Below are 8,476 nucleotides of genomic sequence, written 5' to 3'. Positions count from 1 at the left end.
CGCTTGAACAAAGACAACAGGGCGGCTCCTCGATTGGCCGCTCTGGATTATACTGCCGAGGTTACCGCAACAGTGCCTTCAGGTCCGTGGCCGTGCCGGACCAGGCGCTCACGGCCGTCCGGCAGCTTCAGATCGCGCATGCTGGACAGATAAGCCTCGGCCTCGATCTCGATGGCTTGGGCCAGGAGCTTGCGGGCGCCGGCTCGGAGAAGATCCGTCAGGGGATCGTCAATCGTGTCGGGCTGACGCAGGCGCAAAACATTGGTAGTGTCGGTCATGGCGTATCGCTCTTCTTGAAGAGGTTCTGGCAGGCTGGACACCCGCCTCGATACGTCGCCTTTCTCAATCCGTCATCACCCACATTCCGAAATAACTCTCGGAGCACTGATCTCGGGCATGTCGCTGGAATCAGGCATTGGGACTCCGATGATCTTGCAGGTCTCGCCGACGCCAATCTGGCTGATCAGAAAGGCGATCTGACCGGGCAGGCCGTCGCTGTTGGCGGCCGCGGCTGCCGATGAGGCGGCATTGTGAACTCTCTCGTCGAGGCTGCTGTCAGACAGTCCGTGTGATAGGGCAAGTCTCACGAGTTCCGCAATGATAGTGGGCATCGGTGCTCCATTCGTATGAACGATGGGAAGGTAAGTACCATGTAGTATCTTTGTAAAGAGGCACAGCAAGTTCGAGTTCGCCGGCCATCACAAGAACGCCGAGTCGGTCGATCTCATTGATGAATCGGTAAGCCGAACGAGATCGTTTGAACATTTGTTCAGCGCGTTGAACACGATCGCATCGCCCTTAGCGCCGGATTCGCGCATTATCATCGACGGGGCCGCCAGAGTGGTCGACTTGGGCACGCCGAAGACCTCATCGACAATCGCGCCGTGTTGCTCAACGTCGATCAGCATCCCAGCACGGCGTGCGCTGCGTCGGTCAATCTCCTCAACGGGGGACTCGGCGGATGGCTCGTAGGCGGCGCTCTTCGCGGCTTCTTGCGTCTACTTCGTCGCATGCTGTAGCGGGCCGCAGACAACTTCGCCGAGGCGGTGGCGTCCATTCCGCCGGCGTTTGATGTAGCAGTCGGTGGCGAGCTTAGTGAGCCAGGACTTACTGACTCGCGCAACGCTTCGAGCTTTTCCAATGAGACTTCTCGATTCGTATCTACGTCCATGTTAGGTTTCCCCTTCCGTCGTTGAAATGGACAAACGACTCGCTGTTGCTGAGAGTTTGGGCAAGTAGAAGAGTCACTGTTATTGATGCAGCCGCGTCCAAATGAGCTTGCTGGTTTCACGCTCTGCACGCTCGAGTTTGCCGATGCTGAGTTAAGTTCGCCGGTGGGCAGCAGCGCCTTCCGCTCGTAACGCCAAGATGCCGGGTTCCTCGCGCTTGGAGATCACAGGCCGCTTGCGACAACGTCCCGTCTCCAGGCCGATCCGCTCAGGCTTCGATCCCAGCGATCCAAGCCAGGCAGCCAGTGCCGCGGGCTCGCTCGGCACTTTGACCTCCCTCCCGACCTTGCCCGTCCCTTCCACGTCGCACGCGCTTGAGCATTCGACTGCCACATCAATCCCGCCTTATAGTGACATGGTCATCCCCGCAGGCTGCTTGGAGAGTGTCGAGGAGCGTCGCCACGACGATTTGATCTCCAAAGTCGGATAGCGAATTTCATCGTCAGCCAATTCGATCCATGATTTCGGCTTGAATCGCGTTTGCGGTGTGTAGAGAAGCATCTAGTTGCAGGTTCCCAAATGCGAGTTGACGAAGAAGGTAGTTGGCACCTGCCACTTCCAGCTGATTGAGAAGAGTTTGTCGCACAGAAGCTGCCGTTCCTGCTACACACAATTCACTCTCGACTGCTGCATCGAAGGTCAGCGGCAGGTTTGGGGGAGTCGGGATAGCATTTTGGTCGCAAAGGTCTTTAAAGCTCTTGAGCCATCGTTCGTAAGCAGGTGCTGCGACCGAGTAGGCGTGTATGTCAGAATTCCCAATCACGACCATGCGGAGCAATCCAAGAAATGGCGCTTGATGGTCCGCGTCAGGTTTGTGTTCTCGATTGGCGCGGAAGGCTTCAGTAATTCTTCGAAGAGAAGAGGAAGGTCCTACGCAGGCGATATTTGCGCCATTCGCAGCGGCCCAGCCTGCGGTCTCGGGTTGATTGGTGGTGATCCATATCGGCGGATGTGGACGCTGATGGGGTCCTAGCGTCAAAGGAACGCCGTTCAGCTCGAAATGGTGGCCTTGATAGGACAGCGTGCCGCCCTTCATCGCCTCAGTAAGGATTTCGCTGGCTTCCGCGTAGCGGCCTGGCGCCGCCTCCGCCCCAATTCCGAAGTAACCCAGCTCGATCGAGAGAGAGCCGCGTCCGATACCCAGCTCGAGCCTGCCACCGCTCAATTGGTCCAGCATACAGATCTCTTCAAACGCACGCAGCGGATGAGAAAGGACAAGCAGCATTACTAACGGGCCGACACGAAGTCGCTGTGTCCGCTGTGCAACACTCGATAGGGAGAGGTTCGGCGATGGACCTCTCCCATGCGGGGTACAGTGGTGCTCACCAAGATGGTATGCATAGAAACAAAGGTGATCGCACGCCTCCGCTAAGGTCAGGCGAGCTGCGTATTGTCGGGCGATGTCGCCGCCGCCATCATCCAGATGATCGAAGATGCCGCAGGTTAACTTCGAAGGAGAGACGTGTCTCACTCAGTTATCTCCAAGTTCGCGCAGGCTTTTGACGTACGTTTGTTCAGGGGGTGCACAGGAGTTTGCAGTCACTGCATTTCGCGCTTCTGATGTCATCGGTTCACGAGGCGCTATTCGGCGCCTGCGGTTCGGTTCTGCAGTGCTTGTGACCAGCCTGGCGATTTTGCAGGTTGCGATGCGCGACCCTACTCGGCGGGTGCGGGATCGGCGGGTGGCCGGTCTCGGTCTCGGTAAGCTGATGGCCGCGCAAGGCAGCTCCCAGCTGCGCTTGGTCGAGTTCGCCTTCCCAGCGGGCAACCACAAGCGATGCCACCGCGTTACCGATCAAGTTCGTCAGCGCCCGGCATTCGGACATGAAGCGGTCGATGCCAAGGATCAGAGCCATGCCAGCAACCGGAACACTCGGCACGACGGAGAGCGTAGCGGCCAGCGTGATGAAGCCGGCCCCTGTGACACCTGCCGCACCCTTCGAGGAAAGCATCGCAACGAGCAGCAGGAGAACCTGATCGCTGATTGACAGATCCGCATTCGTCGCTTGGGCGATAAAAAGGGCCGCCAGCGTCATGTAGATGTTGGTGCCGTCCAGGTTGAAGGAATATCCGGTCGGGATGACGAGGCCCACCACCGAGCGCTTGGCGCCGGCCTTCTCCATCTTCTCCATGAGCGAGGGCAGCGCGGCCTCCGAAGACGATGTTCCGAGGACCAGCAGCAGCTCTTCCTTGAGGTAGCGGATGAGAGAAAAGATCGAGAAGCCATTGTAGCGGCAGACCGCGCCGAGAACCCCGAACACGAAGAAGAAGGCCGTGATATAGAATGTCCCGACCAGCAGCGCGAGGTTGATCATCGAGCCGAGGCCATACTTGCCGATCGTGAAGGCCATTGCGCCGAAAGCGCCGAGCGGTGCCGCCTTCATCAGGATGCTGACGAGCTTGAAGATGGGCGCGGTGAGCGCCTGGAGGAAGCAAATGACCGGCTTGCCCGTCTCTCCGACCATCGCCAGCGCAATCCCGAAGAGGACGGAGAAGAACAGCACCTGCAGGATGTCGCCTTCCGCAAAGGCGCCGACAATCGTTACCGGGATGATGTTCATCAGGAAGCCCGTCACGGACCGCTCGTGGGCCTTGGCGGCATAAGTATTCACGGCCTGGACATCGAGCGAGGCCGGATCGATGTTGAGGCCGGCGCCCGGCTGAATGACATTGGCGACGATGAGGCCGACGATCAGGGCGAGCGTCGAGAAGGTGAGGAAGTAGACCATCGCCTTGCCGACGACCCGGCCGGCCTTCTGGGGATCGTTCATGCCGGCAATGCCGGTCGTAACGGTCAGAAATATAACGGGCGCGATGATCATCTTGACGAGCTTGATGAAGGCATCGCCGAGCGGTTTCAGGCTTTCACCAATTCCCGGATAGAAATGACCGAGTGCGACGCCGAGGATGATTGCGGCAAGCACCTGCACGTAAAGCTGGGCATGAAAGCGCTTGCGGGGCACAAGGTTTGCGCTGTGGGCTTGTGGGGTCAACATGGATTTCTCTCCCTGGCCGGATTGGGGCGGGCTCTTCGTCCCTCCCCGGTTTTCTCCCGTCTCGGCGCTCCGGTCGAACGCGGCTGCGATGTCAACTGCAAGAGCCATGCCAAACCAAACAACGAGCGAATCGCGCGGTTCTCAGGTATTTCGGAAGCCTTGTGCAGTACGCTTGTGCGGATTTCCGCACTGGCTGCCTTCCCCGTGGCGGAATCCCGCACTAAGATTCGCCAATGGCCGGTCTGGAGAATGCGGTGGCAGAAGACGGCATCGACAAGGGCACCTTGCAGCATGCCCCATTGATGTTCCCTGGCAGATCGGCCGCCGGTCGATCTCTCTGGCTTGCGGTTTTGCTCGCACTTCTTGGTGCGGCCCTCGGTTTTGTCGTCTTTGCAACGGGCCAGATCGCTGGCGCCGGAGCGGAGTATGCCCTACGCAACCGTGCGCTTGCCGCGCTCCCGCTTGTAGCCGACAGTTTGAAAGCGGACGTCGAGAAGCAGAGATTGATTCCGCTGATCCTGGCCCGCGACGGTGCGGTTCAGGAGATGTTTTGCAGTCCGAGCTCTGCCAAGGAAGCCGCGCTCGACGACAAGCTTCGCGGCATTGCCCGCGATGCCACGGCTTCCGTGGTCTATGTCATCAACACCGAGGGCATAGCGGTTGCTGCGAGCAACGCCGGCGAGCCGACCAGTTTCGTCGGCAACGACTACCGCTACCGCCACTACTTCACCGAGGCGATGGCAAATGGCACGGCCACGCAATATGCGCTCGGCACGACCAGCGCGCGCCCGGGCCTATACCTGGCGAGCCGGGTTGACGGGTCGGAGGGTCCGCTCGGCGTGGTCGTGGTGAAGGTGGAGCTCGACCGGGTCGAGTCGAGCTGGAGGGAGAGCGGCTTCGTGGTCTTCACGACGGATGAGCGCGGCGCTGTCCTTGCGACGAGCGTGCCCCAATGGCGTTTTGGCGATCTCTCACCTCTTTCCGAAGAGGAGACGGAAACCACCCGCGATCATCTGCAGCTATCAGGCGCGACTTTCAAGCCGGTGCCGCTTTCCCAGCGTGGCGGCAACATGGTCACCGCAAGTCCTGCGGGCAGATCAGCCGGCTTCGTTGCGGTTTCGCGGGATCTCGGTAAAGCAGTTCCGGGCTGGCGTCTGTCCCTGCTCATTCCTGCTGACGCTGAGATTTCTTCGGCGGCCATAACGGGCCGCGTAACGACACTGCTTGCCCTGATTCTCCTTGGGTTCGTCGTTTTCGTCATTGTCCGACGGCGGCGGGCGATCCGACAGCGGCAGGAAGCACTTGCGCGCATAAATACCGAACTCGAGTACCGCGTCAATCTGCGCACGGCGGATCTCCGCCGCACGGACCAAGCGCTCGCGCACGAGATCGCCGAGCGCGAGAACGCTGAGGAGAGGGTGCGCCGCCTGCGTGATGAACTCGCTCAGGCGAACCGGCTGTCTATTCTTGGGCAGATCGCGGCCGGGGTCGCCCACGAGATCAACCAGCCGGTGGCAGCGATCCGAACCTATGCTGAAAGTGCCGCGCGCCTTCTTCAGAACGGCCGGTCGCAAGACACCGCTGGGAATTTGAGCTCGATCGTCGCCATGACCGGCAGGATCGGGTCAATTACAGAAACACTGCGGTCCTTCTCCCGCCGCGCGACCGGAGCGAGATGGCCGTTACCAGCGGAAGAGGCGATTGATGGTGCGCTGTCGCTCCTGTCAGGCCGAATCCGCGATTCCGGGGTGATGATCGAACGAAAGCGGACCGACTCGTCTCCAATGGTGATGGCAAGCCGCATCCGGTTGGAGCAGATCCTCGTCAACCTTCTTCAGAATGCGCTCGACGCCTTAGAGGACCAACCGGAGCCCCAGGTCGAGATCGCGCTCACCGCGAAGGAAGAAATGGTTGCCATTTCCGTCCGGGATAACGGTCCCGGCCTTGCCCCCGACATCCGCCGGAACCTTTTCATGCCGTTCACCACCAGTAAGGAAAAAGGCCTCGGTCTTGGCCTGGTCATTTCAGAAGAGATCGCACGGGAGCTCGGCGGCTCATTGCGGCTCGATACGAACCATGAGAAAGGAGCTTCCTTCACGGTCGAACTGAGGCGTGCGGCATGAGTGCGGAAAAAGGACCAGTTATTTTTGTGGACGATGACGAGGATCTGCTACGGGCAACCAAGCAGATGCTGGAGCTTGCCTGCTTCTTTCCGATCCTTTTCCGCTCGGCCGAGACGGCGCTCGCCACGATAGATAAGGATTTCGAGGGGCCTGTAGTGAGCGACATTCGCATGCCCGGAATGGACGGACTCCAGCTCTTCGAGCGGGTGAAGGCGATCGACCCGGATATTCCAGTCGTCCTCATCACTGGGCATGGCGATGTCGAGTTGGCCGTCGCGGCCATCAAGGGCGGCGCCTACGATTTCATCCCGAAGCCATATGCGACGGAGCGACTTCTAGAGACGCTGCATCGTGCTTCGGAGAAACGGCACCTGGTTCTGGAAAACAGGCGTCTAAAGGACGCGGTCGCCCGATCCGCCGGCGATATGCCGCTCATCGGCGAGGCGCCGGCCATGAAGCGGTTGCGCAGAACGCTCCGCCAAATCGCCGATACCAATGTGGACGTCCTCGTGGAAGGTGAAACAGGCACCGGCAAGGAGGTGGTCGCCGCGCTGCTGCACCGGTGGAGCAACCGGCACGCGAAACCCTTTGTCGCGTTGAATTGCGGCGCGCTCCCGGAAAGCGTCATCGAGAGCGAGCTTTTCGGACATGAGGCAGGCGCCTTCACGGGAGCACAGAGGCGCCGGATCGGGCGGATCGAGCATTCAAACGGTGGGACGCTCTTCCTCGATGAAATCGAGTCTATGCCGCCCCCGCTTCAGGTGAAGCTGCTCAGGGTGCTCGAAGCCCGGCAGATCACGCCGCTCGGCACCAATGAAACCCGAAGCATCGACCTTCGTGTCGTCGCCGCGACGAAGGTCGATCTCGGCGATCCAGCGACCCGCAGAGATTTCCGGGAAGACCTCTATTTCCGGCTGAACGTAGTGACGTTACGCATCCCGCCGCTTCGCGAGCGCCCCGAAGACATTCCGGCGCTTTTCGGCCATTTCCTGGAGCGCGCATCGAAACGCTTCGGCCAGCCGGTGCGGGAGATGACCGCGGCCGTGCGCGACCATCTCATGGGCCACAAGTGGCCCGGCAATGTTCGCGAACTCGTTCATTTTGCCGACCGCGTCGCCCTGGGGCTCGAACCGGCATTGGAAACCTCGGTTGTATCGACTCAAGAATGCGGGACCGCACCAGGCCTAAGTCTTGCTGAAAAGGTGCGCCGTTACGAAGCAACTGTAATTCACGAAGCCTTGCAGGAACATCGCGGCGATATGCAACAAGTGATCGAAACACTTAGAGTCCCTCGCAAAACTTTCTTCGATAAATTGAAACGCCACGGGATAAACTCGGCCGATTATCGAAAGAATCGCGAGTGTTCGAAACCTTCTTGAACTTGCACATCGCGGAAAGGCTGCGATGATGTGTTGACGCCAGCGCATTGGAATAGTTAAAGCCGCTTGTGCCGAATGCCACGCTATTTTGCCTCAACCCTTACTGTAATACCCATCCACTGAAGTTCTGACTCGGGTTTGCGATGGAGTTCCTGACGTGATTCACTGATCGCCGGGTGCTGTTGATGGGGATCAGCATGGCTGCCCTCCGGATCCGCCAGGACTACTCACCGTGCGACTTACGCCAGCGGGCCGCCCGCGAGAGGGATCCCAGGGCGATCTTGCGGCTCTTGGCCATTGCCAATGCGCTGGAGGGCCTGACCCGCGCCGAGGCGGCCCGGCTCGCCGGCATGGAGCGCCAGGCCCTGCACGATGCCATCCAACGCTTCCATGCCGCAGGCACTGACGGCCTGCATGACCGCTCCCGTTCGGGTCGCCCGGAACACCTCACTCCCGGCCAGCAGCCCGCGCTCAGGGCGCCCCTCCTGCGCGGACCCCAGCCGGAGCGCGATGGGGTGAGCGCCTGGCGCCTGGTTGATCTGTGTGACTATGTCGAGCGGACTTAGGGCGTCCGCGACAGCCAATGGGGTCTCTCCCGCGTGCTCAAGCGGCTCGACTAGTCGCGTCAGAAGACACGGCCCTCGCCCCCGAAGGGCCATCCGGCCGCACAGGCGTAAGCATCCGAGGAGCCGCGCGGACTTTGAGCGTCGCGCGTCATCCGGTTTGTCGTATGATGGTGGATGTTCAGG

7 protein-coding genes and 1 pseudogene are annotated in these 8,476 nt (G+C 60.2%); 3 read left to right on the top strand and 5 right to left on the bottom strand.

The window, feature by feature from the left end:
* Positions 1 to 68 precede the first annotated feature (68 nt).
* From JKL46_RS33465 to JKL46_RS33445, 5 genes and pseudogenes are all read right to left on the bottom strand, one after another.
* Positions 69 to 278 (bottom strand): annotated as a pseudogene (locus tag JKL46_RS33465) (IS256 family transposase); the annotation flags it as partial.
* 75 nt (positions 279 to 353) lie between these two features.
* On the bottom strand, positions 354 to 611 hold the full coding sequence (locus tag JKL46_RS33460) for a hypothetical protein (RefSeq protein WP_201842701.1): 258 nt from the start codon (positions 609 to 611) through the stop codon (positions 354 to 356).
* 87 nt (positions 612 to 698) lie between these two features.
* On the bottom strand, positions 699 to 908 hold the full coding sequence (locus tag JKL46_RS33455) for a hypothetical protein (protein ID WP_201842700.1): 210 nt from the start codon (positions 906 to 908) through the stop codon (positions 699 to 701).
* Positions 909 to 1,671: 763 nt separating this feature from the next.
* Entirely contained in the window at positions 1,672 to 2,700 is a 1,029-nt protein-coding gene (locus JKL46_RS33450) for an LLM class flavin-dependent oxidoreductase (RefSeq protein WP_201842698.1), read from the bottom strand.
* A 100-nt stretch (positions 2,701 to 2,800) separates the two neighbouring features.
* Positions 2,801 to 4,225 carry a dicarboxylate/amino acid:cation symporter gene (locus tag JKL46_RS33445; protein WP_201842696.1) on the bottom strand — a complete coding sequence of 475 codons (1,425 nt, stop codon included), beginning with the start codon at positions 4,223 to 4,225 and terminating at the stop codon, positions 2,801 to 2,803.
* A 233-nt stretch (positions 4,226 to 4,458) separates the two neighbouring features.
* Here JKL46_RS33445 and JKL46_RS33440 point away from each other — a divergent pair, with 233 nt between their 5' ends.
* From JKL46_RS33440 to JKL46_RS33430, 3 genes are all read left to right on the top strand, one after another.
* Positions 4,459 to 6,348, top strand: coding sequence for a sensor histidine kinase (locus JKL46_RS33440; RefSeq protein WP_201842694.1), 1,890 nt, complete (start codon positions 4,459 to 4,461; stop codon positions 6,346 to 6,348).
* Positions 6,345 to 7,727: a sigma-54-dependent transcriptional regulator gene (locus JKL46_RS33435; protein WP_009489148.1), complete on the top strand. Its 1,383-nt coding sequence runs from the start codon at positions 6,345 to 6,347 to the stop codon at positions 7,725 to 7,727. Before JKL46_RS33440 ends, JKL46_RS33435 begins: the two co-directional genes overlap by 4 nt.
* A 197-nt stretch (positions 7,728 to 7,924) precedes the next feature.
* On the top strand, positions 7,925 to 8,293 hold the full coding sequence (locus tag JKL46_RS33430) for a helix-turn-helix domain-containing protein (RefSeq protein ID WP_009489147.1): 369 nt from the start codon (positions 7,925 to 7,927) through the stop codon (positions 8,291 to 8,293).
* Positions 8,294 to 8,476 lie beyond the last annotated feature (183 nt).

It is taken from the genome of Microvirga zambiensis WSM3693, assembly GCF_016735695.1.
In the GTDB taxonomy this organism is placed as follows: Bacteria; Pseudomonadota; Alphaproteobacteria; order Rhizobiales; family Beijerinckiaceae; genus Microvirga; species Microvirga zambiensis.
This window is presented reverse-complemented; position numbering and strand designations above follow the sequence as displayed.